General features: G+C 60.5%; 27 protein-coding genes and 2 rRNA genes (1 of these 29 cut by a window edge). 14 read left to right on the top strand and 15 right to left on the bottom strand.

Annotated features, from left to right (window positions below):
- The first annotated feature begins 2 nt into the window (after positions 1–2).
- From ACT5M9_RS13945 to ACT5M9_RS13920, 6 genes are all read left to right on the top strand, one after another.
- Positions 3–779 (top strand): DUF4311 domain-containing protein, encoded by a 777-nt coding sequence (locus ACT5M9_RS13945; protein ID WP_457982073.1) that lies wholly within the window; start codon positions 3–5, stop codon positions 777–779.
- 10 nt (positions 780–789) lie between these two features.
- Positions 790–1,440, top strand: coding sequence for an EF_0833/AHA_3914 family membrane protein (locus tag ACT5M9_RS13940; protein ID WP_438550807.1), 651 nt, complete (start codon positions 790–792; stop codon positions 1,438–1,440).
- A 42-nt stretch (positions 1,441–1,482) separates the two neighbouring features.
- Positions 1,483–2,622 (top strand): EF_0837/AHA_3915 family putative deacetylase, encoded by a 1,140-nt coding sequence (locus ACT5M9_RS13935; RefSeq protein WP_457982072.1) that lies wholly within the window; start codon positions 1,483–1,485, stop codon positions 2,620–2,622.
- Positions 2,606–3,721: a DgaE family pyridoxal phosphate-dependent ammonia lyase gene (locus ACT5M9_RS13930; RefSeq protein WP_457982070.1), complete on the top strand. Its 1,116-nt coding sequence runs from the start codon at positions 2,606–2,608 to the stop codon at positions 3,719–3,721. The genes ACT5M9_RS13935 and ACT5M9_RS13930 overlap by 17 nt, the downstream gene beginning before the upstream one ends.
- Entirely contained in the window at positions 3,721–4,458 is a 738-nt protein-coding gene (gene dagF / locus ACT5M9_RS13925; RefSeq protein WP_457982069.1) for a 2-dehydro-3-deoxy-phosphogluconate aldolase, read from the top strand. Before ACT5M9_RS13930 ends, dagF begins: the two co-directional genes overlap by 1 nt.
- A gap of 102 nt (positions 4,459–4,560) precedes the next feature.
- Entirely contained in the window at positions 4,561–6,465 is a 1,905-nt protein-coding gene (locus ACT5M9_RS13920) for a BglG family transcription antiterminator (RefSeq protein WP_457982067.1), read from the top strand.
- Between the two features lie 12 nt (positions 6,466–6,477).
- On the opposite strand, the gene npr is transcribed toward ACT5M9_RS13920, so the two are convergent.
- The 10 genes from npr to ACT5M9_RS13870 all read right to left on the bottom strand — a co-directional run bounded on the left by npr (position 6,478) and on the right by ACT5M9_RS13870 (position 13,284).
- A complete protein-coding gene (npr, locus tag ACT5M9_RS13915; protein ID WP_438550812.1) occupies positions 6,478–6,750 on the bottom strand; it encodes a PTS phosphocarrier protein NPr in 273 nt (90 codons plus the stop codon).
- A 15-nt stretch (positions 6,751–6,765) separates the two neighbouring features.
- Complete coding sequence (gene rapZ / locus ACT5M9_RS13910) at positions 6,766–7,632, bottom strand: RNase adapter RapZ (RefSeq protein WP_457982066.1); 867 nt, start codon at positions 7,630–7,632, stop codon at positions 6,766–6,768.
- Between the two features lie 39 nt (positions 7,633–7,671).
- Positions 7,672–8,118, bottom strand: a complete 447-nt coding sequence (ptsN, locus tag ACT5M9_RS13905; protein WP_349920773.1) for a PTS IIA-like nitrogen regulatory protein PtsN — start codon at positions 8,116–8,118, stop codon at positions 7,672–7,674.
- A gap of 2 nt (positions 8,119–8,120) precedes the next feature.
- Entirely contained in the window at positions 8,121–8,408 is a 288-nt protein-coding gene (gene hpf / locus ACT5M9_RS13900; protein WP_042001473.1) for a ribosome hibernation promoting factor, read from the bottom strand.
- A gap of 20 nt (positions 8,409–8,428) precedes the next feature.
- Positions 8,429–9,868 (bottom strand): RNA polymerase factor sigma-54, encoded by a 1,440-nt coding sequence (locus ACT5M9_RS13895; protein ID WP_457982064.1) that lies wholly within the window; start codon positions 9,866–9,868, stop codon positions 8,429–8,431.
- A gap of 66 nt (positions 9,869–9,934) precedes the next feature.
- The gene (gene lptB, locus ACT5M9_RS13890; protein ID WP_438550815.1) at positions 9,935–10,660 is read right to left on the bottom strand and encodes an LPS export ABC transporter ATP-binding protein; all 726 of its coding nucleotides are present in this window, start codon (positions 10,658–10,660) and stop codon (positions 9,935–9,937) included.
- Between the two features lie 12 nt (positions 10,661–10,672).
- The gene (gene lptA / locus ACT5M9_RS13885) at positions 10,673–11,191 is read right to left on the bottom strand and encodes a lipopolysaccharide transport periplasmic protein LptA (protein ID WP_438550828.1); all 519 of its coding nucleotides are present in this window, start codon (positions 11,189–11,191) and stop codon (positions 10,673–10,675) included.
- Positions 11,178–11,738 (bottom strand): LPS export ABC transporter periplasmic protein LptC, encoded by a 561-nt coding sequence (gene lptC / locus ACT5M9_RS13880; RefSeq protein WP_438550816.1) that lies wholly within the window; start codon positions 11,736–11,738, stop codon positions 11,178–11,180. The genes lptA and lptC overlap by 14 nt, the downstream gene beginning before the upstream one ends.
- On the bottom strand, positions 11,735–12,289 hold the full coding sequence (kdsC, locus tag ACT5M9_RS13875; protein WP_457982063.1) for a 3-deoxy-manno-octulosonate-8-phosphatase KdsC: 555 nt from the start codon (positions 12,287–12,289) through the stop codon (positions 11,735–11,737). Before kdsC ends, lptC begins: the two co-directional genes overlap by 4 nt.
- On the bottom strand, positions 12,289–13,284 hold the full coding sequence (locus tag ACT5M9_RS13870; protein ID WP_457982062.1) for a KpsF/GutQ family sugar-phosphate isomerase: 996 nt from the start codon (positions 13,282–13,284) through the stop codon (positions 12,289–12,291). The genes kdsC and ACT5M9_RS13870 overlap by 1 nt, the downstream gene beginning before the upstream one ends.
- A gap of 207 nt (positions 13,285–13,491) precedes the next feature.
- On the opposite strand from ACT5M9_RS13870, the gene mlaF reads away from it, so the two are divergent.
- Genes mlaF through murA form a run of 7 tightly spaced genes read left to right on the top strand, consistent with a single transcriptional unit; the run spans position 13,492 to position 18,021 of the window.
- Positions 13,492–14,292, top strand: coding sequence for a phospholipid ABC transporter ATP-binding protein MlaF (gene mlaF, locus ACT5M9_RS13865; RefSeq protein WP_438550819.1), 801 nt, complete (start codon positions 13,492–13,494; stop codon positions 14,290–14,292).
- Positions 14,292–15,071 carry a lipid asymmetry maintenance ABC transporter permease subunit MlaE gene (mlaE, locus tag ACT5M9_RS13860; RefSeq protein ID WP_438550820.1) on the top strand — a complete coding sequence of 260 codons (780 nt, stop codon included), beginning with the start codon at positions 14,292–14,294 and terminating at the stop codon, positions 15,069–15,071. Before mlaF ends, mlaE begins: the two co-directional genes overlap by 1 nt.
- Before the next feature lie 7 nt (positions 15,072–15,078).
- Complete coding sequence (mlaD, locus tag ACT5M9_RS13855) at positions 15,079–15,579, top strand: outer membrane lipid asymmetry maintenance protein MlaD (protein WP_457982060.1); 501 nt, start codon at positions 15,079–15,081, stop codon at positions 15,577–15,579.
- Positions 15,580–15,581: 2 nt separating this feature from the next.
- A complete protein-coding gene (gene mlaC / locus ACT5M9_RS13850; RefSeq protein WP_438550822.1) occupies positions 15,582–16,220 on the top strand; it encodes a phospholipid-binding protein MlaC in 639 nt (212 codons plus the stop codon).
- The gene (locus tag ACT5M9_RS13845; protein ID WP_438550823.1) at positions 16,217–16,489 is read left to right on the top strand and encodes an STAS domain-containing protein; all 273 of its coding nucleotides are present in this window, start codon (positions 16,217–16,219) and stop codon (positions 16,487–16,489) included. The genes mlaC and ACT5M9_RS13845 overlap by 4 nt, the downstream gene beginning before the upstream one ends.
- On the top strand, positions 16,489–16,746 hold the full coding sequence (gene ibaG / locus ACT5M9_RS13840) for a BolA family iron metabolism protein IbaG (RefSeq protein WP_005306001.1): 258 nt from the start codon (positions 16,489–16,491) through the stop codon (positions 16,744–16,746). Before ACT5M9_RS13845 ends, ibaG begins: the two co-directional genes overlap by 1 nt.
- Before the next feature lie 18 nt (positions 16,747–16,764).
- On the top strand, positions 16,765–18,021 hold the full coding sequence (gene murA / locus ACT5M9_RS13835; RefSeq protein ID WP_457982058.1) for a UDP-N-acetylglucosamine 1-carboxyvinyltransferase: 1,257 nt from the start codon (positions 16,765–16,767) through the stop codon (positions 18,019–18,021).
- An 89-nt stretch (positions 18,022–18,110) separates the two neighbouring features.
- On the opposite strand, the gene pmbA is transcribed toward murA, so the two are convergent.
- Complete coding sequence (gene pmbA / locus ACT5M9_RS13830) at positions 18,111–19,454, bottom strand: metalloprotease PmbA (RefSeq protein WP_457982056.1); 1,344 nt, start codon at positions 19,452–19,454, stop codon at positions 18,111–18,113.
- Positions 19,455–19,566: 112 nt separating this feature from the next.
- Here pmbA and yjgA point away from each other — a divergent pair, with 112 nt between their 5' ends.
- Complete coding sequence (gene yjgA, locus ACT5M9_RS13825; protein ID WP_438550826.1) at positions 19,567–20,091, top strand: ribosome biogenesis factor YjgA; 525 nt, start codon at positions 19,567–19,569, stop codon at positions 20,089–20,091.
- Between the two features lie 90 nt (positions 20,092–20,181).
- Here the strand turns inward: yjgA and ACT5M9_RS13820 are convergent, their stop codons facing one another.
- From ACT5M9_RS13820 to ACT5M9_RS13805, 4 genes are all read right to left on the bottom strand, one after another.
- The gene (locus ACT5M9_RS13820) at positions 20,182–23,265 is read right to left on the bottom strand and encodes a transglycosylase domain-containing protein (RefSeq protein WP_457982054.1); all 3,084 of its coding nucleotides are present in this window, start codon (positions 23,263–23,265) and stop codon (positions 20,182–20,184) included.
- A gap of 214 nt (positions 23,266–23,479) precedes the next feature.
- A complete protein-coding gene (gene tmaR, locus ACT5M9_RS13815; protein WP_050718773.1) occupies positions 23,480–23,797 on the bottom strand; it encodes a PTS system regulator TmaR in 318 nt (105 codons plus the stop codon).
- Positions 23,798–24,067: 270 nt separating this feature from the next.
- Positions 24,068–24,182 (bottom strand): 5S ribosomal RNA (rrf, locus tag ACT5M9_RS13810).
- Between the two features lie 122 nt (positions 24,183–24,304).
- A 23S ribosomal RNA gene (locus ACT5M9_RS13805) occupies positions 24,305–26,902 on the bottom strand (it continues 291 nt past the right edge of the window).

Genomic DNA, 26,902 nt, shown 5'->3' with positions numbered 1-26,902 from the left:
GGATGTTTCTAATCATTCTTTTCAAATCGTTGATCATCGGCGGCCTGGTGGGCGTCGGTGTCGGGGCCGGCGCGGCGCGGATGTTCCACGCACCGACGGTGCAGGGCATGGGGGCCTTCCGTACCCTGGGCGAGCTCAACTCCTGTGAGGGGGACCCGGCGTCACACTTCTCCTTCGGTCTTGGCTTCTTCTTCAACGCCTGGGCCTCCACGGTCGCGGCAGGGGCCTTCACCCAGGATGTGGATCACCGCATCCTGCCAAACTGGGGTGCCGCTGCCTTGATGATCAAGAACCGGGATCTCGCCACCACCCTGCACGATCCCAGGAAGATGGCCATCGCCTGCGGCATCATAGGTGCCATCGTCGTCGCCTTCCTCAACAGCACGGCCGCCGCCGTCCCCGCCGCCTTGCAGGTCACCGCCGTCAAGGTGCTGGTGCCGGCCGCCAACCTCCTGATCAACACAGTGATGCCGGTGATCTTCTGGCTGGCCGCCATCGAGGCGGGCAAGAAGTCCGGCTTCTGGGCCACCATCTTCGGCGGCATGGCTCAGCTCATCATGGGCAACGCCGTTCCCGGCCTGGTGCTCGGCATCCTGATCGGCAAGGGCGTCGAAGAGAGCGGCTGGAACCATGTCACCCGCGTGATGATGGCGGCCATAGTGCTGCTGTTCGTGCTGAGCGGATTCTTCCGTGGCTTCGACATGAAACTGATCGAGTCCTTCCACATGGGGATCCCCCTGTGGCTGGAGAATGTCCACAACCTGATGAGCGGCAAATAAGGGCTATCCCATGGATGAGAAACTGAGAAACAACTTCTGGTATGCGGACTGGTCCTTCCCCATCTTCGTCGGCCTGCTATCGGCCGGGGTCTTTGCCGGAACCCACATGTTCTACCTGTACGGGGTTGGCGCCTTCAACGAGGTGGCCTTCGTCGCCATGCTGAAAGCCGGCATGGACACCGGTGCCTATGGCGCGGTCGCCGCCTTTGGCGCCAGCTTCCTGTTCGCCCGCATCATCGAAGGCTCCCTGGTGGGGATCCTGGATATCGGCGGCGCCATCCAGACCGGTGTCGGCCTGGGGGTTCCCGCCCTGCTGCTGGGCGCCGGCATCGTCTACCCGGTGGAGAACTTCACCGCTTCCCTGGTCACCGGCATGGGCATTGGCCTGGCCATCGGCTACGTGATCATCCTGGCGCGCAAGTTCACCATCAACCAGAGCAACTCCACCTATGGGGCGGATGTGATGATGGGGGCTGGCAACAGCTCGGGGCGCTTCCTCGGCCCCCTGATCATCCTCTCCGCCATGGGGGCCTCCATCCCCATCGGTCTGGGGTCCCTGCTGGGGGCGCTGCTGTTCTACATCTGGAACAAGCCCATCACAGGCGGCGCCATCCTGGGTGCCATGCTGTTAGGCACCTTCTTCCCGATAGCCCTTGCATAAACACCGGCCGCCCCGCGGGGCGGTCTTCTAGAGGCCAGCACCATGTATGACTTCATCATCAGAGCGGGACGCCAGGGAAATGGCGAGCTCATCGACATCGCCATTTTGGACGGCAAGATAGCGGCCATGGGCACTCTCCCCGCCACGGCCGAGGCAAGACAGACCCTGGATCTGGCGGGGCAAACCTATGTGAGCGCAGGCTGGATCGATGGCCACACCCACTGCTATCCCGCCTCCCCCATCTATCACGACGAACCGGACAAGGTGGGGGTCGAATCAGGGGTCACGACCGTCATCGACGCGGGCAGCACGGGGGCCGACGACGTGGATGCGTTCCAGCGGCTGGCCGCGGACTGCAAGACCCGGGTCCACGCCCTGCTCAACATCTCCCGCATCGGCCTGCTGCGCCAGAACGAGCTGGCCAACCCGGCCGACATAGACCCGGCCCTGGCCCTGGCGGCCATCCGCCGCCACCCTGGCTTCATCGTCGGCATCAAGGCACGCATGAGTGGCAGCGTGGTCGGCGAGAATGGCTTGCAGCCCCTGCGCATCGCCAAACAGATCCAGCGCGATAACGGCGACCTGCCGCTGATGGTGCACGTGGGCAACACGCCACCGGATCTGGACGAGATCGTCGCCCTGCTGGGCGAGGGGGATCTGCTGACCCACTGCTTCAACGGCAAGCCGAACCGCATCCTGACCCCGGCCGGCGAGCTGCGTCAGGCGGTGCGCGACGCCATGCAGCGTGGCCTGCGCCTCGACATCGGCCATGGCGGGGCCAGCTTCAGCTTCGAGGTGGCGGAGCACGCTATCCGCCAGGGAATTTTGCCCCACACCATCAGCTCAGACATCTACTGCAAGAACCGCATCAAGGGCCCCGTCTACAGCCTGGCCCACGTGATGTCGAAGTTTTTCGTCATCGGCATGAGCCTGGAACAGGTGCTCGCCTGCGTCACCCATCAGGCCGCCGATGCCCTGCGCCTGCCCGGCAAGGGGCGACTCGAGGTGGGGGCCGATGCCGATCTGACCCTGTTCGATCTGGCCAAAGGCCAGACCCTGTTCACGGACACCGAGGCGCAATCGCGCAGCGGCGACCTGCAACTGCTTCCCCTCGCCACCCTGGTGGGCGGCGATCTGGTTCTGACTCACTATGGGAAATCACACCATGCCTTCTGTTTATGAGAAATATCGGCTCAAACCCGTTATCAACGCCTCCGGGCGCATGACCATACTCGGCGTCTCCACCCCGGAGCAGGAGGTGGTCGAGGCGGTCAACTTCGGCCTGGGTCACTACTTCGAGGTGAAGGATCTGGTCAACAAGACAGGTGCCTACCTCGCCAGCCTGCTGGGGGTGGAAGATGCGGTCGTGGTCTCCTGCGCCAGCGCCGGTATCGCCCAGTCGGTGGCGGCCCTGATAGTGCGCGGTGACGCCTATCGCCTCGAGCAGCTGCACGCCCATGCCCACCATGTACCGAGCGAAATCGTGCTGCCCAAGGGTCACAACGTGAACTTCGGCGCCCCAGTCGGCACCATGGTCAACCTGGGGGGCGGCAAGGTGGTGGAGGCCGGCTATGCCAACGAGTGCTCCCCAGCCCAGCTGGCCGCAGCCATCAACCCCAACACGGCCGCCATCCTCTACATCAAGTCTCACCACTGCGTGCAGAAGAGCATTCTGTCGGTAGCCGAAGCCGCCGAGGTAGCCAGGGCCCACCAGCTGCCGCTCATCGTCGATGCGGCGGCGGAGGAGGATCTGCGTCTTTACTATCAGCAGGGGGCCGATCTGGTCATCTACAGCGGCGCCAAGGCCATCGAGGGGCCCACCAGCGGTCTGGTGCTCGGCAAGGCCCAGTATGTGGAGTGGGTCAAGCAGCAGGCGAACGGCATAGGTCGTGCCATGAAGGTCGGCAAGGAGGGGATCCTCGGTCTGACCCACGCCATCGAGCGCTATCTGGAGAAGGAAAAAGAGAGCGGCGCCGCCATGGTGAGCAAGATGATCCCCTTCATCGATCGCCTCAACCTATTGCCTGGCGTCACCGCCAGAGTGGTGTGGGACAGCGCAGGGCGCGACATCGCCCGCACCGACATCGCCTTCGACCATGAGCGCCTCGGCATGACTACGGTCCAGGTGGTGGCACGCCTGCAGCAGGGCAGCCCCGCCATCTACTGCCGCGGCTACAAGGCCAACGAGGGCCATATCGAGATCGATGTGCGCAGCGTCAGCCCGGCCCAACTCGACCAGATCCACGCGGCCATCGCCCAACTCACCCAGGAGAACCACTGATGTCTCTCATTCCGAACTACTACCGCGACCGCGTCTGCCTCAACGTGCTGGCCGGATCCAAACAGAATGCCGTCGACGTCTATGAGGCGGCCGAAGGCCATGTGCTGGTCGGCGTGCTCTCCAAGAACTACCCGGATGTCCCCGCCGCCGTCGCCGACATGCGCGAGTATGCCGCGCTCATCGACAACGCCCTCTCCATCGGCCTGGGGGCGGGGGATCCCCGCCAGTCCGCCATGGTGGCGGAGCTGGCCGGCCTGCTGCAGCCCCAGCATGTCAACCAGGTCTTCACCGGGGTCGGTGCCAGCCGGGCGCGGCTCGGTCAGTCCCAGAGCCTGGTCAACGGCCTCGTCTCCCCCACCGGCACCCCCGGCATGGTGAAGATCTCCACCGGCCCCCTCAGCGCCGGCCAGGCCGACGGCCTAGTGCCCATCGATACCGCCATCGCCATGCTCAAGGACATGGGCGGCAGCTCGGTCAAGTTCTTCCCCATGGGGGGGCTCAAGAGCCGGGACGAGTATCAGGCGGTGGCCGAGGCCTGTGCCCGCCACGGCTTCTGGCTGGAACCCACCGGCGGCATCGATCTGGACAACTTCGAGGAGATAGTTCGGATCGCCCTGGATGCCGGGGTCGAGAAGGTGATCCCCCATGTCTACAGCTCCATCATCGATGACGAAGGCCAGACCCGTCCCGAGGACGTGCGCACCCTGCTCACCATGGTGAAACAGCTGCTGGCGTGACGATGACAACGGCACCGGTCCAACCTCTGGCTGGTGCCTGGCTTGTTGACGATTCAGTCTGTTAACATCCTTCTTCCCCCGCGACAGGAGTCCCCTCTTCCCATGACCAAGCTGCCCCACCCCAGACTCCATCAGTTGCTGACCCAACTCCACGCCGAGGCCTTGCCGCAGGAGGAGCTGGCCCGTCGCCTCAATGTCTCCACCCGCACGGTGCGCACCGACGTGGCGACCCTCAACGAGCTGATCGCCACCCACGGCGCCCACCTCATCCACCAGCGCGGCAGTGGCTATCAACTCAAGATTTACAATCAGGGGCTGTTTGACGAGCTGCTGGCGGCGCAGGAGCAGGAGACCAGCCTGCCTCGCACCAGTCGGGAGCGGGTGCTGCATCTGCAACTGCTGCTGCTCACCGCCGAGCAGGGGATCAAGCTCGATGAGCTGGCGGACACCTGGTATCTGAGCCGGGCGGCACTGCAGGGGGACATGGCGGAAGTGAGGGAGCGGCTGACCCATTTCGGGCTCAGCATCGAGAGCAAGCCCCGCCTCGGCATGCGCATCCAGGGGGAGGAAACGGCCATCCGGGCCTGCCTCACCCAGTTGCTCTACCGGGAGCAGACCCGCAACAGCCCCTTGCAGGGCCTGCTGCCGAACCTCTGCCCCAGCAAGACACTGGAAATCATCGGCAACCGGATCCACGCCCAGCTGGGTCGTCATCAACTCAGGCTGGCCGATGAGAGCCTGCAGCAGCTCACCATCTACTGTGCCGTGGCCCTGCTGCGCCAGGCGGCTGGCCATGAGCTGCTGACCTTTAGCAGCGAGGATCTGACCGCCCCCCTCACCGCCGTGGCCCGCGACATCTATGGGGAGCTGCCCACCCTCACCCGGCCCGGGGAGCCCGAGGTCAATGGCCTCGCCATCCAGATCCAGGCCCGGCTCATTACCGACACCCCGCAGCTCAGCCCGGCCATGGCCGCCGAGAGCGCCCAACTGGTGGAACACCTGCTGGAGTACATCCACCAGCATTATCCCTATGATCTGCGTCACGACAGCCAGCTGCACAACGATCTGCTGGCCCATATCAGTGCCATGCTGCTGCGGATCAAATATCAGATAGGCAGCCACAACCCGTTGGCGGATCACATCAAGCAGTACTATCCCCTCGCCTATGACATCACCCTGGCCGCCATCTCCGAGTGGATCAAGCAGACCCCCTATCACCTCACCCATCACGAGATAGGCTACCTAGTGATCCATATCGGGGTCGGGCTGGAGCGCCACTATGACATCGGCTACAGCCGCCCCTCCCAGGCGCTGCTGCTGTGCGATGCCGGCAATGCCACCTTCCGGGTGCTGGAGGCGAGGATCAAGCGGGAATATCCCCAGTTGCAGCTGACCAGCCTGGAATCGGTGCGGGACTACGAGGGGCTGGCGCGGATCGAGCAGGATTTCGTCATCAGCACGGTCAAGGTGAGCGAGAAGAACGTCCCCGTGGTGCAGGTGACCCCCTTCCCGGCCCAGTATCAGCTGGAGCAGCTCGGCAAGCTGGTGCTGGTCGATCGCACCCGCCCCTATCTGCTCGACAAGTACTTCGATGCCGACCACTTCATGGTGGTCACCGAACCGCTCAGCCAGGCGGCGCTGTTTGATCGTATCTGCAGCCAGCTGGAGGTGGAGGATCTGGTGGAGAACGGCTTTCGGGGGTCATTGCAGGAGCGGGAGCACATCGTCTCCACCATGCTGGGGGATGGCATAGCCCTGCCCCACTCCCTCGGCCTGCTGGCCCGCCGCACCCTGGTGTACACAGTCCTGGCGCCCCAGGGCATCGACTGGGGCAATGGCGAGACCGCCACCCTCATCTTCCTACTGGCCATCGCCAAGGCGGACTATGAGGAGGCCATGGGCCTCTACGATCTCTTCCTGACCCTGATGAACGAAAAAGCCAGCAAGAACTTGCTGGCCTGTCGCAGTTTCGCCGGTTTCAAGGCGCTGGCGCGCACCGGCTCCTAGTCAGAGAGACGCCTACTCCTCGTTGAAGCCCGAGGTGAAGAGCGCCACCACGGCGGCCAGGGCCTCCGCTTCCTCCGGCCCCTCCACCTGTACCTCCACCTGCTTGCCCTGGGCGGAGTCCAGCATCAGCAGGCCGATCACGCTGTCCGCATCGGCTTCGACCCCGTCCTCATTGCGCAGCAAGACGTGGGCATCGAAGCCCTGCACCAGCTCGAACAGCATCATGGCCGGTCTGGCATGGATACCCAGCTTGTTTTTGACTTCTACCGAGGCGGAAACAGTCATCTGTGCATCCTTTTGTCAGGCTTGCGCCGAGCGCTTGTCCAGGGTGCGGTGGCGGATCTGCACGTTCTTGCCGAGCAGGCGGAACGCGCTCGCCAGCCGTTCGGCGATGAACACGGATCTGTGCTGGCCGCCGGTACAGCCAATGCCCACCGTCACATAGCTGCGGTTGTTGCGCTCCAGATGGGGCAACCAGGTACCCAGCATGTTCTCGATCTGCTGGATGAACAGCATGACATCAGCCTGGCTGGAGAGATAGTTGGCCACCGGCTCGTCCTTACCGGTAAAGGGCTTGAGCTCGGGGATCCAGTGGGGGTTCGGCAGGAAGCGGGCGTCGAACACGAAGTCCGCATCCTTGGGGATGCCGTACTTGAAACCGAACGACTCGAACACCAGCACCAGCTCGTTCTCTTTCTTACCGAGCACCCGGGTCTTGATGAGCTCGCTCAGGTCGTGAATGCTGAGGTTGGTGGTGTCGATGCGCAGATCGGCGGTGGAGGAGAGCGGCGCCAGCAGATGGGTCTCCTCCCGGATGGCCTCGTCCAGCGACAGCTTGTTGCGAGACAGGGGGTGCAGCCGGCGACTCTCGCCATAACGCTTGAGCAGGGTCGTATTGTCCGCATCGAAGAAGAAGCTGGAAAACTCCACCCGCCCTTCATTGCGAACCTGGGCCAGCAGGTTCTCCAGCCGATCCGGTTCGGTGGGCAGGTTGCGCACGTCTATGCTGACCGCCAACTTGTCGTACTGGCTCTCCACCGAGACGATCAGCTGGGGCAGCAGATTGACCGGCAGGTTGTCTACGCAGTAGTACCCCAGATCTTCCAGCACCCGCAGGGCGACCGTCTTGCCGGAGCCCGAACGACCGCTTACCACTATTAATTGCATCTTGTCCCCTCACGCCAACCTGGCCGTGCCGCTCCGGCATCAGGCCGAGGTCATGATCTGATAGAGTTCTTCGTCACTGGTCGCCTGGCGCAACTGGCGGCAGACGGCCTTGTCACCCAGCTTGGATGCCATCAGGGAAAGGGTCTTGAGATGCTGCTTGCACTCGCTTTCCGGCACCAGCAATGCAAAGAGCAGGTCAACCGGTTGATTGTCGATCGAGTCGAAAGGGATGGGTTCGGAGAAGGTCATCAACACAGCCGTCGGTGCAAAGGCATCGTCGATCCGGCCATGAGGAATGGCAATACCGGCACCGATCCCGGTACTGCCCATTTTTTCCCGCGCCAGCAGGCTTTCAAACAACACCTGACGGGAGGTGCCGAGGCGCTCTGCGGCCAGTTCACTGATGATCTCGAGAGCGCGTTTCTTGCTGGTACAGGGGACCGCACTCTTGGTGCAGTCCCGACTCAGTATGTGTTCAAGTTGCATAGTTATTTTTGATTTAACTTATCTTTATGCTTGATAATCTGTCTGTCCAGCTTATCCAGCAGGGTATCAATCGCAGCATACATGTCGGCATGCTCCGAGTTGGCGAACACCTCGCCTCCGCTGACATGCAGCTTGGCTTCGGCAATCTGGTTCAGTTTTTCGACGCTCAACACCACATGCACGTTGTTGATATGGTCAAAGTGACGCTCGAGTTTGGCAAATTTGTTGTTCACATAATCACGCAGAGCTTCGGTAATCTCGACATGGTGTCCGGTCAGGTTAATTTGCATAACGTCTTCCTTTTGTTTGCCTAAACCAGGCGTTTGCGCTGATTGGATGGCGGGATCAACAAGGATTCACGGTACTTTGCGATCGTGCGTCTCGCCACCATAATACCCTGTTCGGCCAGCAAATCCGCGATCTTGCTATCACTAAGCGGCTTGGCGGGGCTTTCCGCCGTCACCAGCTTCTTGATCAAGGCGCGAATAGCGGTCGATGAGCACTCTCCTCCTCCTTCCGTATTCACGTGACTGGAGAAAAAAAACTTCAGTTCAAAGATGCCGCGAGGCGTATGCATGTACTTCTGGGTCGTCACCCGCGAGATGGTCGACTCGTGCATCTCCACCGCCTCGGCAATGTCGTTGAGCACCATGGGCTTCATGGCCTCTTCCCCATACTCGAAGAAGCCCTGCTGCTGTTCGACGATGCAGCTGGCCACCTTGAGCAGGGTGTCGTTCCGACTCTCCAGGCTCTTGATAAACCACTTGGCCTCCTGCAGGTGGGAGCGGATGAACTGAGTATCCGTGCTGCTGCGCGCATTGCGGGCCATGGCCGCATAGGTCTCGTTGACGCGAATGCGCGGCGCCGAATCCGGGTTGAGCTCCACCACCCACTTGCTGCCTTTCTTGACCACGGAAACATCCGGGATCACGTATTGGGATTCACTCTGTATGACGCCGTTGCCGGGTCTGGGCTCCAACTGCTGGATAAGGTCCAGCACTTCCTTGAGGTCGCTCTCCTTGAGCCGGGTCTTGCGCGCCAGGGTGCGATAGTCACGGTTGCCGAGCAAATCCATGTGCTCGCTGATCACCTCCCTCGCCTCGTTGAGCCAGGGCAGATCGGACGGATACTGGCCCAACTGGATCAGCAGGCACTCCTGCACGGAGCGGGCGGCGATGCCGAGCGGATCGAAATGCTGCACCCGCTTGAGCACGGCTTCGACCTCATCCAGTTCAACTTCTACCTCTTCACTGCTGACTGCAGCCTGAATATCCTCGAGAGATACCGTCAAATACCCGGATTCGTCGATGGCGTCGATGATGGCGAGGGCGATGGCGGCATCCAGATCGCTGAACGGCGTCAGCCGCATCTGCCACAACAGATAATCCTGCAGGTTTTCGGTGGTTTCCCCCTGATAGACGCTCTCCTCCCCATCGTGGATGGGGCCGGCGCTCTGGGCCGTCCCGGCCGAGTAGACCTCGTCCCAGGTCGTATCGACGGGCAACTCGTCCGGCATCTTGTCCTGCGCCATGGCGTCGCTGGAATCCAGCTGACTGGCGTCGGCCACCTCGGTCGGATTGGTTTCCTGCGCCTCGCTCTCCTCTTGCTCCAGCAAGGGGTTGTTATCGAGCGCTTGCTGAATTTCCTGCTGGAGTTCCAGCGTGGAGAGCTGGAGCAGACGAATCGCTTGTTGTAATTGTGGCGTCATGGTCAGGGACTGACCGAGACGCAACTGTAATGTCGGCTTCATCTACGTCGGGATATCCTTATGTTCAGCGAGGCAGTCACCTAACAAAAATGAGGGAATGCCCCCTTACTATAGACTGAATTGATCGCCCAAATAGACGCGCTTGACCTGCTCATCGGCGAGGATGTCCGCCGGGGCCCCCTCGGCAATCATCTTGCCGTGGCTGACGATATAGGCCTTCTCGCACACATCCAGCGTCTCACGAACGTTGTGGTCGGTGATCAAGACCCCCAGGCCCCGTTCCTTCAGGTGCTGGATGATTTTCTTGATATCTATGACAGAAATGGGGTCAACCCCTGCGAAAGGCTCATCCAGCAGAATAAATCTCGGCTCTGCTGCCAGCGCCCGGGCGATCTCGACCCGGCGGCGCTCCCCCCCTGACAGGCTCTGACCCAGGCTGTCACGGATATGGGTGATGTTGAACTCTTCCAGCAATTGCTCGACCTTGTCTTCCCGCTCCTCGCTGCTCAACCCCTTGCGGGTCTGCATGACCCCCATCAGGTTGTCGAAAACCGACAGGCGGCGGAAGATGGAGGCCTCCTGGGGCAGGTAGCCGATGCCGTTGCGCGCCCGGATATGCATGGGCTGCAGGCTGATGTCCTGATCGTCTATGGTGATGAGCCCGGCATCCCGCTGCACCAACCCCACTATCATGTAGAAGGAGGTGGTCTTGCCAGCCCCGTTCGGGCCAAGCAGCCCCACGATCTGGCCGGTGCCCACTTCCAGGCTCACGTCACTGACCACCATGCGACGCTTGTAACTCTTCTGCAAGCCCACTGCTTTTAACACTGCCATGGCTGTTGTTTCCTACTTCTTCTGATCGGCGGGCTTGTCGAAATTCTCGACCTGATCCGGCAGGAACACCGTCTTGACGCGCTGGGTTGGCCCCTTGCTCTCGGCGATCATCTTCTGTTTGACGATGTCGTAGCGAATGAGATCGCCATTGACCTGGCTGTCTTCCTGCTTGAGCTGGCCGTTGCCCGTGATGGTCACCAGGCGGTTCTTCAGCTCGTAGCGGATGCTGTTGCCGTGGGCGTTGACCGGCTTGCCGTTGTCCAGGATCTGGAAGAAGGTGGCCGGGCTGCCGTAGGCGGTCATCACCTCGGCGCCTTTCTCCCCGGAGCGGATCACCACGACCTTGTCGGCCTTAATCTTGATGGTGCCCTGGGTGATGATGACGTCCTCGCTGAAGGTGACGCGGTTGTCCTGCATCTCGGCCACCTGCTTGACCGCGTCCACATAGACCTTCTCGGTGAAGTCGGACTCTTTGGCATTTGCCGCGCCGCACAGCAACAGGGCCGCGAGGGCCAGATTAGCGTTTTTCATTGAAATAAATGGCATGGCCTTTATCCAGTAATTCGAAATATTTACGTTCCAGATGACCCTTGAGGCCTACGCCCTCGGTCTGGAATTCTTGACCCTGAATGCGGATGTGCTGGTTGCTTCTCACGTCCTGGGTCACCATGTCCATCTCCAGATACTGGGTGTCCAGGGTGGAGATGAAGGAGGCCGGCAACAGGCCATCCAGATGCACCTTGTCCCGCAGGATCACGTTGTCATCGGTATTGAGCACCCCGGTCTCGGCCGTCACCTTCCACTCGGCCTCCCCCTTCTCATCGAAGAGGTAGATGACCGGCTTGTTGAAGGTCGCCTGCTCGAGGATCTGGAAATACTCGGCAAACTCAGACTCCAGCCGCTCGGTCCGTTTCCCCTGCTCGTCGAAGCGGGTGGTGACCAGGTTCTTGGCGGTGAAATCAGGCTGATAATTCTCTACCTTGGTGGTCGACTCAGGCGCCAACTCTATGTCACCCAGCTGCCAGGCAGCCAAGGCCACCAGGAAAAGCAGGGCGAAGAGAATAGTCTGCTTGTTCATCGCGACGCCTCGGGCTGGAAGTCACCGAGCCCCCGGGCCTGCAAGATGAGGTCGCACACCTCGCGCACCGCGCCGACACCGCCCCCCAGCCGGGTGACCAGATCGGCGCGGGCCAGCACCAGAGGGTGGGCGTCCGCCACCGCGATACCGAGGCCGCAGGCCTGCATCACCGGCAGATCTATGGTGTCATCCCCCATGTAGGCCGCCTGCTCGGCACTCAGCCCCAGCTTGGTCAGCAAGGCCTCGAAGTGGGGCAGCTTCTGATCCGCCCCCTGCACCAGGTGTTGCACCCCCAGGCTCTTCATCCGATCGCTGACGATGCGGGAGTTGCGCCCCGTGATGATGGCGATCTCTATCCCGGCGTTGAGCAGGGCACGCATGCCCGCCCCGTCCCGGGTGCAGAAGGTCTTCAATTCTTCGCCGTTGTTACCCATGTAGATGAAGCCGTTGGAGAGCACCCCATCCACATCGCACACCAGCAGGCGGATCTGCGCCGCCTTCTCGAACTGGCTGCGCGTCACCGGACCATAGAGGGTCGGTACATCTTGCATCAAATCACCCCGGCTTTCAGCAGGTCGTGCATGTTGAAGGCGCCCAGCGGCCGTCGTTCCCCATCCACCACCAGCAATCCGTTAATCTTTCTGGTTTCCATCAGCTTGACGGCCTCGGCCGCCATCATCTCAGGCCCTACGGTAACACAGTTGACCGTCATCACCTTGGCGATCGAGGTGTGATGGATATCCACCTGCAGATCCAGGATCCGGCGCAGGTCACCGTCGGTGAACAGACCCGCCAGCACACCCTGCTCGTCCACCACAGCCGTCATGCCGAGCCCCTTGCGGCTCACCTCCAGCAAGGCCTGGCTGATGGTGGCATCTATCCCCACCCGGGGCAACAGCTCGCCGCTGTGCATCAGGTCGCCCACCCGCAGCAGCAGGCGCTTGCCCAGCGACCCACCCGGATGAGAGAGGGCGAAGTCGTCGGCGGTGAAGCCGCGGGCCTCCAGCAGGGCCACCGCCAGCGCATCCCCCATCACCAGGGTCGCCGTGGTGCTGGAGGTGGGGGCCAGGCCGAGGGGACAGGCCTCCTGCTCGACCCGGATGCACAGGTGCACGTTGGCCTCCTTGGCCATGGTCGAGGCCGGGTTGCCGGTCATGCAGATGAGCGGGATGCCGCGGCGCTTGAGCACCGGCAGCAGGGCCAGGATCTCGTCGCTCTCGCCGGAGTTGGAGATGGCGATGATGAGATCCCCCGCGGAGATCATCCCCAGATCCCCGTGGCTCGCTTCACCCGGGTGGAGGAAAAAGGCGGGCGTCCCCGTGCTGGCCAGGGTCGCGGCTATCTTGTTGCCCACATGGCCTGACTTACCCATGCCGGTGACCACTATCTTGCCGCCGCAGCGCAGCACCATCTCGCAAGCCTTGTCGAAATGCTCGTCGAGGTACTGATAGAGTCCATCAATCGCTTGTTTTTCAATGTCCAGCACCGCGCGGGCACTGCGACGAAAATCGAACAGTTCAGACACTTTTTCAGGCTTTACAGACATAAAGGCACGGCTCCGGACCGAAATTTGCTGCGGGATTATAAAAAAGTCTGCCGAGATAAGCGAATCGGATGCGGGGCCACCAACTTGCTGACGTACCTTGTTACATAAAACTGTCGCGCTTTTGAGGGAGATCTGCGCTCAATAGTTGTTCCTTGATGTTGCTTAGACCTAGACTAGCCCATAAAATTCGCTCTTCTTTTATACCGGATGGACAATTGTTTGAACAATGACCTGATCACCATCTCCGACCTGACCTTCAGTCACGGAGACAGGCTGCTGTATGACGGGATCAACCTGACCATCCCCCGTGGCAAGGTCACCGCCGTCATGGGGCCGAGTGGCATCGGCAAGACCACCTTGCTGCGGCTGATCGGTGGCCAGTTGAAGCCTGAATCTGGTCATATCCTGTTTGACGGGGAAGACATCCCCACCCTCTCCCGCTCCCGCCTGTACGAGGTGCGCAAGCGGATGAGCATGCTGTTCCAAAGCGGCGCCCTGTTCACCGGCATGACGGTGTTCGACAACGTGGCCTTCCCGCTGCGGGAGCACTCCGGCCTGCCGGAGGAGCTGATCCACACCATCGTCATGATGAAGCTGCAGGCCGTGGGGCTGCGTGGCGCCGCCAGGCTGATGCCCTCGGAACTCTCCGGCGGCATGGCGCGCCGTGCCGCCCTGGCCCGCTCCATCGCGCTGGATCCGGATCTCATCATGTATGACGAACCCTTCGTGGGCCAGGATCCCATCACCATGGCGGTACTGGTCAAGCTCATCAAGGATCTGAACGATGCCCTCGGCATCACCTCCGTCATCGTCACCCACGACGTGAAGGAGGTGCTGAGCATCGCCGACTACGCCTATATCATCGCCAACCGCAAGGTGGTGGCGCACGGCACCCCGGCCGAGCTGCGCGAGGAGCGCAATCCCGAGGTCGAGCAGTTCCTGCGTGGATTGCCTGACGGTCCTGTTCCGTTTCATTTTCCGGCAGGCGAACTGCTACAGGATCTCTGATGTTGATAAGCCAAGTAAGCAAGTTGGGCCGGGTCGGCGTGCGTTTCATCAACGCCATCGGTCGCGCCACCATCATGCTGTTTCATGCGCTGGCGGGTCGCCCGCAGCCACGCAAGCACTTCCCCCTGCTGATCCAGCAGCTCTATGTGGTGGGGGTACAGTCTGTCGCCATCATACTGGTGTCCGGCCTCTTCATCGGCATGGTGCTCTCCTTGCAGGGCTATAACGTATTGAAGGATTTCGGGGCCGAGCAGAGCCTGGGGCCTCTGGTCTCCCTCTCCCTGTTGCGGGAGCTGGGCCCCGTGGTCACCGCCCTGCTGTTCGCCGGCCGGGCCGGCTCCGCGCTGACCGCCGAGATAGGTCTGATGAAGGCTACCGAGCAGCTCTCCAGCCTGGAGATGATGGCGGTGGACCCCCTGCGCCGGGTGGTGGCACCGCGCTTCTGGGCCGGGGTCATCAGCATGCCGCTGCTGGCCTTCATGTTCAGCCTGATCGGCATCTTCGGCGGCAAGCTGGTCGGTGTCGACTGGCTGGGGGTGGACGAGGGCAGCTTCTGGTCCGCCATGCAGGCGTCCGTCGATTGGCAGGATGACATCATGCAGGGGGCCATCAAGAGCGTGATCTTCGCGCTGGTCGTCACCTGGATTGCGCTTTTCAATGGCTATGATGCCAAGCCGACCTCGGCCGGGATCAGTCAGGCGACCACCCGTACCGTGGTCCACTCATCCCTGGCCGTGCTCGGTCTGGATTTTATACTCACCGCAGTCATGTTTGGATAAGGTAAAGATGAAGTTCAGCAAAGTAGAATTCCTGGTTGGCGCCTTCATGCTGGCTGGCATCGCCGCCATTCTGGCATTGGCCCTGCAAGTGGCGGGTTTGAGTTTCAAACCGGAAGGAGAAACCTATACCCTGCGCGCCCATTTCGATAATATCGGCGGCCTGAAAGTGCGCTCGCCGGTCAAGGTCGGCGGGGTCGTCGTCGGCCGAGTCAGTGACATCACGTTGGACGCCAAGACCCAGGTCCCCGTGGTCTCCTTGCAGATGCAAAAAGAGGCCGGTGAGTTTGCCGATACCAGCACCCTCTCCATCCTGACCTCAGGCCTGCTCGGTGAGCAGTACATCGGCCTGGCGCCGGGTTTCAGCGATGAGGAGATGGGCACCAGCATGCTCAAGGATGGCGACATGATCGCAGACACCAAATCAGCCATAGTGCTGGAAGATCTGATTGGCAAGTTCCTCTACAGCCAGTCGTCTCCGGCCACCAATCCGCCTGCAAGCAAGGAGTAACCATGTTCAAGAAGATCGCCCTGTTGCTGGGCCTGATGACCAGCATGCTGTTTTCCGTGACCACTCAGGCCGCAGGCGCCAATGCCACGGATCCCTATGCCCTGGTGGATCAAGCCGCCAAGCAGACCTTCGCCCGCCTCAAGGCCGATCAGGCGCAGGTCAAGAGCAACCCGGATCACCTGAGGGTCATCATCCGCGAGGAGCTGCTGCCCTACGTGGATAACCGCTTCGCCGCCTACAAGGTGCTCGGCAACCAGATCAAAGAGACCACCCCGGCCCAGCGTGATGCCTTTGTCGATGTGTTCACCGAGTACATGGTGAGCTCCTACGCCGATGCCCTCGCCCACTTCGACAAGCAGACCGTCAAGGTGCAGCCGGGCAAGGCCGTGGGTGACAGCAACATCACCGCCGTCAACGTCAGCGTGACCGAGGCGGGCAAGCCGGACATTTTCCTCGAGTTCAAGCTGCGCAAGAACAACAAGACCGGCGAGTGGAAGGCGTTTGACATGGTGGCCGAAGGGATCAGCCTGCTCTCTGCCAAGCAGAACGAGCTCGGTGGCCTCATCCGCCAGAACGGCATCGACGCAGTGATCGCCCAGCTGCGCGAGCACAACGCCAAACCGCTGGTCATCAAGTCATGACGCTGAGCGGCGAGCTGCAGGCCCCACAGGTGATCGCGCTCTGGCAGCGCCGCGCCGAGTGGTGGCAGGAGGATGAGCTAGCCCTCGGCGAGGTCACCACCCTGGACTCCGCCGGCCTGGCGCTCCTGGTCAAATGGGCCAAGGCCGTGCTGGCCCGGGGCGCCACGCCGACACTGGTGGGCGCCTCCGCCGATTTCTTTACCTTGGCCAACCTGTACGGGGTGGCCAACTTGTTTCAATCAACCCCGCTCACAACTGAGGACGCATAATGCAAGTCTCTGAAATTGAAGCGATACTCCTCGAGGCCTTGCCATTGTCCGAAGTCCATGTCAAAGGGGACGGTAGTCACTATCAGGTGATCGCCGTCGGTGACATGTTTGACGGCATGAGCCGGGTCAAGAAACAGCAGGCCATCTATGCCCCGCTGATGGACAAGATCGCCAGCAACGCCATCCACGCTCTCTCCATCAAGGCCTTTACCGATGCCGAATGGAAACGCGAACGTAAATTCCTATTGCCCTCCTGATTTGGTAACGAAGTAAACATGGACAAATTCAAGATCACCGGCCCCTGCACCCTCTCCGGTGAAGTGACCATCTCCGGCGCCAAGAACGCCGCCCTGCCGATCCTGTTCGCCACCCTGCTGTGTGATGAGGAGATCCAGCTCTCCAACGTGCCGCGCCTGAAAGACGTGGGCACCACCCTCAAGCTGCTGGAGATGCTGGGTGCCAGCACCAAGGTCAACGGCAACGTGACCGTGCTGACCGGCGCCGTGAACAATCACGTCGCTCCCTACGAGCTGGTGAAGACCATGCGCGCCTCCATCCTGGCACTGGGTCCGCTGGCGGCCCGCTTCGGGGCGGCCGACGTCTCCCTGCCCGGTGGCTGCGCCATCGGTGCCCGTCCGGTCAACCTGCACGTCCACGGCCTGGAGCTGATGGGCGCCAAGATCGCCATCGAGGATGGCTACATCAAGGCCCGGGTGGATGGTCGCCTCAAGGGTGCCCACATCCTGATGGACATGATCTCCGTCACCGGCACCGAGAACCTGATGATGGCCGCCACCCTGGCGGATGGCCGCACCGTGATCGAGAACGCCGCCCGTGAACCGGAAGTCGTGGATCTGGCCAACTTCCTCAATGCCTTGGGTGCCAAGATCCAGGGTGCCGGCACCGACACCCTGATCATCGACGGGGTCGAGCGTCTGCACGGTGGCAGCTACAGCGTGCAGCCCGATCGCATCGAGACCGGCACCTTCCTGGTGGGCGCCGCCGTCACCGGTGGCAAGATCACCTGCCGCAAGACGGATCCCTCCCTGCTGGAGGCCGTGCTGGTCAAGCTGGAAGAGGCAGGCGCGCTGATCGAGAAGGGCGAGGACTGGATCAGTCTGGACATGACCGGCCGTACCCTCAAGCCGGTTACCATCAAGACCGCTCCCTACCCGGCCTTCCCCACCGACATGCAGGCCCAGTTCACCGTGCTGAACGCGGTCGCCAAGGGCACCGGCATGGTCACCGAGACCATCTTCGAGAACCGCTTCATGCACGTGCCGGAACTGGTACGCATGGGCGCCGACATCGAGCTGCAGGGCAATGTCGCCATCTGCCGTGATACCGAGCAGCTCAAGGGTGCCCAGGTGATGGCCACCGATCTGCGCGCCTCTGCCAGCCTGGTGCTGGCCGGCTTCGTCGCCGAAGGCACGACCATGGTAGAGCGCATCTATCACATCGACCGTGGCTACGAAGACATCGAGCACAAGCTGCAAGGCCTGGGCGGTCGCATCGAGCGCATCAAGGAGTAAGTGACCCTCCCTAGCTCGACCCATAGAAAAGGCCCCCTCACGTGAGGGGGCCTTTTTCATCTCATCGTTCCAGACTGACTGGACCCGGCTCAGTGCCCTGCCAGCTTCATCTGCTCGATCAGCACTGAACCTGTCCTGAGGCTGGATCGCTCATCCACATCCGTCCCCACCGCGACCATGGAGCGGAACATGTCGCTCAAATTACCTGCAATGGTGATCTCTTCCACCGGATAGGCAATCTCACCATTTTCCACCCAGAAACCGGCGGCGCCACGGGAGTAGTCACCGTTGACGATGTTGACCCCCTGCCCCATCAGCTCGGTCACCAGCAGACCGGTCCCCATCTCCCTGAGCATGCCCTGGAAGTCCTGGCCCGTGTTCGACACCTGCCAGTTGTGGATGCCGCCGGCATGGCCCGTGGTGGTCAGACCCAGCTTGCGGGCCGAGTAGGAGGTGAGCAGCCAGCTCATCAGGCGGCCGTCGCGGACTATGTCCATGTCGCGGGTACGCACCCCTTCCCCGTCGAACGGGGTACTGGCCAAGCCTCCCAGCAGATGCGGGAACTCCTGGATGTTGAGCCACTGCGGCAACACCTGCTCACCGAGTTTGTCCAGCAGGAAGCTCGACTTGCGATAGAGGTTGCCACCGCTGATGGCCATCACCAGGTGGCCCCAGAGACCGGCCGCGGTATCGGGGTGAAACAGCACGGGTGCCTGGCGGGTGCTGATCTTGCGGGCGCCGAGCCGGGAGAGGGTACGCTCCACCGCCTCATCGGCGATGCGCTGGGGGCTCCAGAGCCCCTCCAGGGTACGGCTGGAGGAGTAGCCATAGTCCCGCTGCATGTCCCCATCCTGCTCGCCGATCAACACACAGCTCAAGGAGTTGCGGGACGCCGCATAGCCTTTGACGAAGCCGTGGCTGTTGCCATAGACCTTGACCCCCAGGTGGCTGGAGAAGCTGCCGCCGTCGGAGTGCTTGATGCGGGCATCCCGCCCCAGCGCCAGCCGCTCGCACTCGATGGCCAACTCGATGCCCTGTTGCGGGTCCAGCAAGGTGGGATGGCACAGCTGAAGATCCGGGGCGTCCCAGGCCAGCAGCTCGGCATCGGCGAGGCCGGCACAGTCATCGGGGGAGGTGTGACGGGCAATCTCCATCGCCGCCTCGACGGCGGCACGGATGGCGGCCTTGCCCAGATCCGTGGTGGAGGAGGAGCCCTTGCAGCCGTCGCGATAGACGGCGATGCCGAGCGCCCCATCCTTGTTGAATTCGATGCTTTCCAGCTCGCAGCCCCGGGTATTCACCGACAGACCTGTCTGCTTGCTGATAGATACTTCGGCAAGCCCGGCACCCAGCCCTTTGGCGATCTCCAGTGCCTCGGCCACCACGGCCTCGAGGTGGGCTTGATCCTGGCGAATTTGATCTAGCTGGTCCATAACTCACATCTGTATGAAGAAAGGAAAGGGGCTAAGCATATCAGACCCCTGCGCCCAGCGGGAGAAGCTGGTAACATATCCACCAACGTGAATGACAGGAATCAAGAGACCGATGAGTCAGTATCAAGACGACAACGAACTGGACGATTGGGGTCCCAGCAAGAGTCAGCTCAAGCGCGATGCCGAAGCGCTGCAGAAGATGGGGGAAGAGATCGTATCCCTGAGCCACAGCGAGCTGGAAAAGCTCCCCCTGGACGAAGAACTGGCAGAAGCCGTCGAACTGGGTCGCAAACTCAAGCCCAAGAAGGATGAATCCTTCCGCCGCCACCTGCAGTTCATCGGCCGCCTGATGCGCAGCAGGGATATAGAGCCCATCGCCGAGGCGCTCTCCATCATCAAGATGCGTCACTCCACCGTGAATGCTCGCCTGCACCGCCTGGAGCAGTGGCGCGAGCGGCTAATCAGCGAAGGGGACAGTGCCCTCAACGAGCTGATGGCCCAGTTCCACGAGCTGGATCGCCAGAAGCTGCGCCAGCTGATCCGCACCGCCAACAAGGAGCGGGAGCTGAACAAGCCGCCGGTGGCCTTCCGCGAGATGTACCAGTATCTGCGCGGCGAGATCGAAGATCAGCTGTGAGTGATGACTCACCAGCGATGACCCAGGGTCGTCGCCGATAGATAAAAACGGGGCCAATATGGCCCCGTTTTTATCTTCTGAACACAGGCATCAGCTGCCCGCCATGCACTGGGTATGGGTCCCTGGCTGCAGATAGGGCATCAGCAGCGGCGCCATCCCCTTGAGCACCTGCACCGGTAGAGCCGAGGTGAAGCGGAACTTGTCGGACTGGCTGCCCGGCACATAGGCGGTCAGGGTGCCGAAGTGATCGTTGCCGATGTAGAACACGAAGGTCGCGGTACGGTTGCGTGCCAGGGAACTGGTCACGTTGCCATAGCGGCCCACCGTTTCTATCCGATTGTCCCCGGTCCCCGTCTTGCCCCCCATCGGCAGTATGGTGCCATTCGGCAGGGCGAAGGCCCCGGCGATGCGCCTTGCCGTGCCCCCTTCCACCACTTTCGACAGCGCATTGCGCAGAGCATTCGCCACCTCGGGCGCCATCACCCGGGAGCCCTGCACGTTGGCCGGCTCGAACACGGTCGCAAAGGGCGTGTCCTTGGCAAACGACAGGTACTCGATACGCTGGGTCGGGGCCCGCAGCCCGCCATTCTGGATGATCCCCATCAGCTCTGCCAGGGCCGCCGGTCTGTCGCCCGAGCTACCGAGAGCGGTAGCCAGGGACGGCACCAGGTGATCGAACGGATAACCCAGCCTGGCCCAGCGCTGATGAATATCGAGGAAGGCCTCGACCTCCAGCATGGTACGGATGCGGGTATCCCGGGCGCTGCGATGGCGGGTCTTGAACAGCCAGCTGTAGACCTCCTGGCGTTCGTCGCGACTGGCCGCGACCGCATCGGCAAAGGTCGCCTTGTCGAACTCCTTGAGGTAGGAGAGCAGCCACAGCTCCAGCGGGTGAACCCGCGCGATATAGCCCTGATCCGGCAGCGAATACTTGCCCGGCCCATAGCTGGTATAGAGCTGTTCTATCCGCTTGTCCGTCAGCTTCTCCCGTGGCAGCCGCGTGGCCAGGAAGGCGGCGAAGTCCGCCTGGGAGGCTTCCGGCATCAGATAGCGATGGACGGCCGCGAGGCGCACGGCGCTGGGCTTCAGACCATCCAGGAAGGTATCCAGCCGCTCATCCGGGGTCTTGCCCTGATACTTGCGCCAGAAGCGCAGCAAATAGGTCTGCCCTTCCTTATCGGCGAACCTGGCCAGGTACTCGGTACGGCGTGGATCCTTGTCATCCTTGAGCAACTGGGCGCGGTTGCCTTCCTTGTAGAGGCTATAGCGCACTATGTCTCGCATCAGCCGTACGAAGGGCAGGTTGATGGATTCACGCAGGGCATCGCGGATGGGAGGAATGCGACCGTTGTCCTCCTTGCGGAAGTTGTTGAAGGTGTGCATGCCACCACCGGTGAAGAAGCCTTCATAGGGGCTGGCGGAGTATTTGCGATCCAGCGCCGCCTCCAGCATCACGGGCAGGCTCTTGTCCCTGGCGGTCATCAGATAACCGATGGCCCAGCGGCTGATATTGTCCTGGTTGGAGACTTCGATCTTGCGCAGGGTCTCCGCCGGCATCTCCGCATAGCTGTCGTGCAGTTCGGTGACGATCTCCAGATAGGTGGTCAACACCCGCAGCTTGGCGGTGGAGCCCAGCTCCAGCTTGCTGCCCTCGTTGATGTCGAACGGCTGATCCGTGTTGTCGGTCTGCACCCGCACCTTGACCCCTTCCGGCGTCTTCTCGAACAGGGTGAAGCTGTACTTCACGTCCCCCGTCTTCTCCGGCGAGAGCAAACGCTCACCAAATAGACCGACCTGAGCCGCGAAGGTGGGATCCGCCAGTTGCTGCAGATAGCGGGAAATCTCGTTTTGCAGCGGCATGTTGAGGGTGGTATCTGCGGTCAGATCCATGCGGTCCAGATCGTAGAGCTGCACCCCGAGCTGGCGGCTGAGGCGGGTACGCGCTACCTGCAGCCCCTTGTTGTTGTTGACCCGGGTGATCGCCGGTGCCTGCAGGAAGTCACGGAATCCCAGTTTGGCCTTGAGCGCCGACTCCATCAGCGCCGGCGTGATCATCCCTTCCTGAACAAACAGACGCAGGTAACTGTCCGTCAGGGTCGACAGCGCTTCCCGCCCCTGTGCCAAGTAGTAGGAGGGACGGCGGTGAGCGATCATCAGGGAGACGACCTGACGCAGGGCCTGCCCCTGCTCAGCCAGGGTGGCATCCTGATTGCGTTCGGGATCCAACAGACGATTGACCTCATCCACATTGGCACCGAACCAGACCCAGAGACCGTCCCCCAGACCATGAACCTCGCCGTAACCAGGAGCCGCCGAAAGCGGTACCGAGTTGAGATAGGCCCAGGCGACCAGCTTACGCGCCTCCAGTGTCTCAGGGCCCAGCCGGTAGGCACGGACGCTAGCTGAGACCATCTGGCGGATCTTCTCGGTCGGGGAGAGGGTCAACCCATCCGGGGAGTGGCGGTACTTCTCCACTTGAGTCGCCAGCGTACTGCCCCCGGCGGATTGATCCTGCATATCCAGCGCCTTGCCGACTTGCGACAGGGCCGCCTTGCCGAAGCGGGGCCAGTCCACCGCCGGGTTGGCCAGGGGCTGCTCATTGCTCAGCAGATCCCGGTTCTCGATGAACAGCAACGACTGGATCACCAGCGGAGGGATAGAGTTGAAGTCAGGGTAGTAGTGGGTCGGGTACTTGTATTGATAGAAGGGCTCGGCACGGCAGTCGTGCAGGGTCAGTCCGGCCTGCACCTTCTCGGTATAGGGCACGAAGAAGCCGTGACTGGCGTAGTTGTTGAGCGCGTCAGAGAAACGAACCTGCTCGGTCACCTGATAACCGCGCTGGATGAGGCGCTCCTGGATCATCGGCATCAGCACATAGCCGAGCCGTTTGTCGAAGGGGCCATCATCCGGGAAGGTGATCTGCTTGCTGGGACCAGGCTCCAGCTGATAGGTCAGCTTGGCGGCGTAATGAGATATTTCCTGCGATTGCAGGCGGGAAGTCTTCATCTCGTAGCCAACCAGAGCGATGACCGCCGCCAGGCAGAGCAAGAAGATGAAACAGAACAGCCAACGCCACCAGGGACGGCGTTTTCGCTTGTGTTGCCCGTCCGCATGCGGTACGGATGAATCCTGAGATGCCACTGTCTTCAAATCCGTCTGTTTTGATGCGCCCATATCAGCCCCACCATGGTTGCGCAATTTATTGTATTTCATTCAAGCTTAGTCGTTTCAAGTCAAGGGCTTGAAAACTATTGACCGCTTTGAAGGGATGTTAACAGGGCGATTATGAAAATGGGAGTCGATTGTTGCGGTGCACCGAGAGATCCGAGCTGATACGCAGAAGCAAAACACCGGCCAAAAGCCGGTGTTTTGTGAGATCAGACCAATATTATTTGCTGGAGCTCATGCCTTTGAGCTTGGTGCTCAGCTCTTTGCGCTCCTTGGACAGCTCGGCATTCTTGATGATGTGGTCATCGACGCGCTCTTCGTAATCGGCACGCATGTTGGCGATGATGGCCTGCACGTCGTCGATGCTCATCCCCGGCTTGATATAGTCGCTCAGGTTGTCGAGCAGCAGCACCCGCTTCTGGTTGTCACGGATCTTCTTCTCGTTATCGACGATCTCGCGCTTGAGCTTGTTCTGGCGACGGGACATACGCACATATTCCAACACATCGTTGAAGGTAGATTTGTTTACTTGTTCCATATCGATACCACTAACAGAAGGTGAATGAAAACGGGTCGGGTAGAACCATACCAGAGAGAAGATGAAGACATGGTACGGGTGGCCCTGAATGCCCCTTACTCTACCGAGTTATGGTGCAGATACAACCCCAATCCAGACCAGCACGGTGCGGTTGTGAGAAAGAAATCGGCAATGTCGCCAAGTGGGAATCGTGAATGGGTATGAGATCTACGATAAGAATTTCAGGCAATAAAAAAGCCCGCTCATCTGAGCGGGCTTCTTCAATTGGGTGCCTGGCAGTGTCCTACTCTCGCATGGCGAATGCCACACTACCATCGGCGCTACCGCGTTTCACTTCTGAGTTCGGCATGGGATCAGGTGGTTCCACGGCGCTATGGCCGCCAGGCAAATTCTTAATCCAGAAAGCTGACGTGAATAACGATGTTGCTCGTGGCTTGTCGTTATCACTGAATTTTTGAGTAGTTCTTGGGGTTTGTTACAAGTCTCAGAACACTTCTTGGGTGTTGTATGGTTAAGCCTCACGGGTAATTAGTATGGGTTAGCTCAACACGTCGCCGCGCTTACACACCCCACCTATCAACGTTGTGGTCTCCAACGGCCCTTTAGGACCCTCAAGGGGTCAGGGATGACTCATCTCAGGGCTCGCTTCCCGCTTAGATGCTTTCAGCGGTTATCGATTCCGAACTTAGCTACCGGGCAGTGCCACTGGCGTGACAACCCGAACACCAGAGGTTCGTTCACTCCGGTCCTCTCGTACTAGGAGCAACTCCCTTCAATCATCCAACGCCCACGGCAGATAGGGACCGAACTGTCTCACGACGTTCTGAACCCAGCTCGCGTACCACTTTAAATGGCGAACAGCCATACCCTTGGGACCGACTTCAGCCCCAGGATGTGATGAGCCGACATCGAGGTGCCAAACACCGCCGTCGATATGAACTCTTGGGCGGTATCAGCCTGTTATCCCCGGAGTACCTTTTATCCGTTGAGCGATGGCCCTTCCATTCAGAACCACCGGATCACTATGACCTACTTTCGTACCTGCTCGACCTGTCCGTCTCGCAGTTAAGCTGGCTTATGCCATTGCACTAACCTCCTGATGTCCGACCAGGATTAGCCAACCTTCGTGCTCCTCCGTTACTCTTTGGGAGGAGACCGCCCCAGTCAAACTACCCACCAGGCACTGTCCGCGAGCCCGATTCAGGGCCCTGCGTTAGAACATCAAACATACAAGGGTGGTATTTCAAGGACGGCTCCACGACAACTGGCGTCATCGCTTCAAAGCCTCCCACCTATCCTACACATGTAGGTTCAATGTTCAGTGCCAAGCTGTAGTAAAGGTTCACGGGGTCTTTCCGTCTAGCCGCGGGTACACCGCATCTTCACGGCGAATTCGATTTCACTGAGTCTCGGGTGGAGACAGCATGGCCATGGTTACACCATTCGTGCAGGTCGGAACTTACCCGACAAGGAATTTCGCTACCTTAGGACCGTTATAGTTACGGCCGCCGTTTACCGGGGCTTCGATCAAGAGCTTCGCTTGCGCTAACCCCATCAATTAACCTTCCGGCACCGGGCAGGTGTCACACCCTATACGTCCACTTTCGTGTTTGCAGAGTGCTGTGTTTTTGATAAACAGTCCCAGCCATCTGGTCACTGCGACTCCCGACAGCTCCATCCGCAAGGGACTTCACCATCAAGAGCGAACCTTCTCCCGAAGTTACGGTTCTATTTTGCCTAGTTCCTTCACCCGAGTTCTCTCAAGCGCCTTGGTATTCTCTACCCGACCACCTGTGTCGGTTTGGGGTACGATGACTTGTAATCTGAAGCTTAGAGGCTTTTCCTGGAAGCAGGGCATCAATGGCTTCCGCACCGTAGTGCGTTCGTCTCGTGTCTCAGTGTTGTGTCTCCGGATTTGCCTAGAAACACCACCTACGCACTTTCACCAGGACAACCGTCGCCTGGCCCACCTAGCCTTCTCCGTCCCCCCATCGCAATTACAAGTCGTGCAGGAATATTAACCTGCTTCCCATCGACTACGCCTTTCGGCCTCGCCTTAGGGGTCGACTCACCCTGCCCCGATTAACGTTGGACAGGAACCCTTGGTCTTCCGGCGAGGAGGCTTTTCACCCCCTTTATCGTTACTTACGTCAGCATTCGCACTTCTGATATCTCCAGCATGCCTCTCGACACACCTTCGCAGACTTACAGAACGCTCCCCTACCACTCACGCTTAGCGTGAATCCGCGGCTTCGGTGCCTGGTTTGAGCCCCGTTACATCTTCCGCGCAGGCCGACTCGACTAGTGAGCTATTACGCTTTCTTTAAATGATGGCTGCTTCTAAGCCAACATCCTAGCTGTCTGAGCCTTCCCACATCGTTTCCCACTTAACCAGAACTTTGGGACCTTAGCCGGCGGTCTGGGTTGTTTCCCTCTTCACGACGGACGTTAGCACCCGCCGTGTGTCTCCCGGATATTACTTACTGGTATTCGGAGTTTGCATGGGGTTGGTAAGTCGGGATGACCCCCTAGCCCAAACAGTGCTCTACCCCCAGTAGTATTCGTCCGAGGCGCTACCTAAATAGCTTTCGGGGAGAACCAGCTATCTCCGAGTTTGATTGGCCTTTCACCCCCAGCCACAGGTCATCCCCTAACTTTGCAACGTTAGTGGGTTCGGTCCTCCAGTTGATGTTACTCAACCTTCAACCTGCCCATGGCTAGATCACCCGGTTTCGGGTCTACACCTTGCAACTAGACGCCCAGTTAAGACTCGGTTTCCCTACGGCTCCCCTATACGGTTAACCTCGCTACAAAATGTAAGTCGCTGACCCATTATACAAAAGGTACGCAGTCACCCCGAAGGGCTCCCACTGCTTGTACGTACACGGTTTCAGGTTCTATTTCACTCCCCTCACAGGGGTTCTTTTCGCCTTTCCCTCACGGTACTGGTTCACTATCGGTCAGTCAGGAGTATTTAGCCTTGGAGGATGGTCCCCCCATATTCAGACAGGATGTCACGTGTCCCGCCCTACTCGATTTCACATCAAGGTTGTTTTCGTGTACGGGGCTATCACCCTGTATCGCCGGCCTTTCCAGGACCGTTCC

Source organism: Aeromonas sp. AE23HZ002T15 (assembly GCF_054165525.2).
The sequence above is the reverse complement of the archived record's forward strand: the minus strand, read 5'-3'. Positions and strand labels throughout refer to the sequence as shown.

Coding starts and splice junctions, on each gene's coding strand:
- ACT5M9_RS13945 (WP_457982073.1), top strand. CDS start 3: ATGTTTCTAATCATTCTTTTCAAATCGTTGATCATCGGCGGCCTGGTG.
- ACT5M9_RS13940 (WP_438550807.1), top strand. CDS start 790: ATGGATGAGAAACTGAGAAACAACTTCTGGTATGCGGACTGGTCCTTC.
- ACT5M9_RS13935 (WP_457982072.1), top strand. CDS start 1,483: ATGTATGACTTCATCATCAGAGCGGGACGCCAGGGAAATGGCGAGCTC.
- ACT5M9_RS13930 (WP_457982070.1), top strand. CDS start 2,606: ATGCCTTCTGTTTATGAGAAATATCGGCTCAAACCCGTTATCAACGCC.
- dagF (WP_457982069.1), top strand. CDS start 3,721: ATGTCTCTCATTCCGAACTACTACCGCGACCGCGTCTGCCTCAACGTG.
- ACT5M9_RS13920 (WP_457982067.1), top strand. CDS start 4,561: ATGACCAAGCTGCCCCACCCCAGACTCCATCAGTTGCTGACCCAACTC.
- npr (WP_438550812.1), bottom strand. CDS start 6,750: ATGACTGTTTCCGCCTCGGTAGAAGTCAAAAACAAGCTGGGTATCCAT.
- rapZ (WP_457982066.1), bottom strand. CDS start 7,632: ATGCAATTAATAGTGGTAAGCGGTCGTTCGGGCTCCGGCAAGACGGTC.
- ptsN (WP_349920773.1), bottom strand. CDS start 8,118: ATGCAACTTGAACACATACTGAGTCGGGACTGCACCAAGAGTGCGGTC.
- hpf (WP_042001473.1), bottom strand. CDS start 8,408: ATGCAAATTAACCTGACCGGACACCATGTCGAGATTACCGAAGCTCTG.
- ACT5M9_RS13895 (WP_457982064.1), bottom strand. CDS start 9,868: ATGAAGCCGACATTACAGTTGCGTCTCGGTCAGTCCCTGACCATGACG.
- lptB (WP_438550815.1), bottom strand. CDS start 10,660: ATGGCAGTGTTAAAAGCAGTGGGCTTGCAGAAGAGTTACAAGCGTCGC.
- lptA (WP_438550828.1), bottom strand. CDS start 11,191: ATGAAAAACGCTAATCTGGCCCTCGCGGCCCTGTTGCTGTGCGGCGCG.
- lptC (WP_438550816.1), bottom strand. CDS start 11,738: ATGAACAAGCAGACTATTCTCTTCGCCCTGCTTTTCCTGGTGGCCTTG.
- kdsC (WP_457982063.1), bottom strand. CDS start 12,289: ATGCAAGATGTACCGACCCTCTATGGTCCGGTGACGCGCAGCCAGTTC.
- ACT5M9_RS13870 (WP_457982062.1), bottom strand. CDS start 13,284: ATGTCTGTAAAGCCTGAAAAAGTGTCTGAACTGTTCGATTTTCGTCGC.
- mlaF (WP_438550819.1), top strand. CDS start 13,492: ATGGACAATTGTTTGAACAATGACCTGATCACCATCTCCGACCTGACC.
- mlaE (WP_438550820.1), top strand. CDS start 14,292: ATGTTGATAAGCCAAGTAAGCAAGTTGGGCCGGGTCGGCGTGCGTTTC.
- mlaD (WP_457982060.1), top strand. CDS start 15,079: ATGAAGTTCAGCAAAGTAGAATTCCTGGTTGGCGCCTTCATGCTGGCT.
- mlaC (WP_438550822.1), top strand. CDS start 15,582: ATGTTCAAGAAGATCGCCCTGTTGCTGGGCCTGATGACCAGCATGCTG.
- ACT5M9_RS13845 (WP_438550823.1), top strand. CDS start 16,217: ATGACGCTGAGCGGCGAGCTGCAGGCCCCACAGGTGATCGCGCTCTGG.
- ibaG (WP_005306001.1), top strand. CDS start 16,489: ATGCAAGTCTCTGAAATTGAAGCGATACTCCTCGAGGCCTTGCCATTG.
- murA (WP_457982058.1), top strand. CDS start 16,765: ATGGACAAATTCAAGATCACCGGCCCCTGCACCCTCTCCGGTGAAGTG.
- pmbA (WP_457982056.1), bottom strand. CDS start 19,454: ATGGACCAGCTAGATCAAATTCGCCAGGATCAAGCCCACCTCGAGGCC.
- yjgA (WP_438550826.1), top strand. CDS start 19,567: ATGAGTCAGTATCAAGACGACAACGAACTGGACGATTGGGGTCCCAGC.
- ACT5M9_RS13820 (WP_457982054.1), bottom strand. CDS start 23,265: ATGGGCGCATCAAAACAGACGGATTTGAAGACAGTGGCATCTCAGGAT.
- tmaR (WP_050718773.1), bottom strand. CDS start 23,797: ATGGAACAAGTAAACAAATCTACCTTCAACGATGTGTTGGAATATGTG.